This window comes from Arthrobacter sp. Y81, from assembly GCF_002929335.1.
GTDB lineage: Bacteria > Actinomycetota > Actinomycetes > Actinomycetales > Micrococcaceae > Arthrobacter.
In genome coordinates, this window is record NZ_PJIL01000087.1 from 1 (window position 1) to 547 (window position 547).

The window sequence follows — 547 nt, forward strand, 5'->3', positions numbered from 1 at the left end:
GGGATCAACCACGAGCGCTTCCGGATCGGCGGCAGGGTTAACCGCGGGCGCGGGATCAGCTACCGGCGCTTCCAGGTCCGCCTCCATGACGGCATCACCGAACGTGAGCCGGTGAAACGCGAAAAGCTTCTCAACGCCACCGGGCGCGGTCAGGTCAATGCCGTGAATTGTCTTTGCCATGGGTCTATTTCCTTCTCGTTGCGAGTGCCCGTTGCGGGCGTAGGGGTTAATTGCTTGCGAAAATATGGCCGTTGGTGGCCAGCCAGCGGCGGTGGTCCTTTTCGACCAGTGCCGAAATCTGCGGGGTTAGCGGTCCAGTGAACGGGTTCTGGCCCTGCTGGAGCATGCGCCACCGCATATCGGAGTCAAGGAGGCGCTGCTCGGCTGCGGTGCGCTTGAAGTTCGCACCGCCTTGGTTTTGGCCCAGAATTGAACCACCAGGTACTTGCCCGGCCGGGAGGATGTAGCCGTACTTCTGTAGGTCGCGGATCGCGGCCGCCCGGTCGGCGCCGTTCAGCTTGTAGATGGCTTCCGGGGTGAGCCTGAT

General features: G+C 62.5%; 1 protein-coding gene and 1 pseudogene. Both read right to left on the reverse strand.

The features are described 5' to 3' along the window. A pseudogene (locus tag CXQ91_RS24305) lies at positions 1 to 180 on the reverse strand (hypothetical protein); the annotation flags it as partial. Positions 181 to 226: 46 nt separating this feature from the next. After that, positions 227 to 547 (reverse strand): hypothetical protein (locus CXQ91_RS24980; RefSeq protein ID WP_219816621.1); only part of this gene is annotated, 321 nt, incomplete at its 5' end.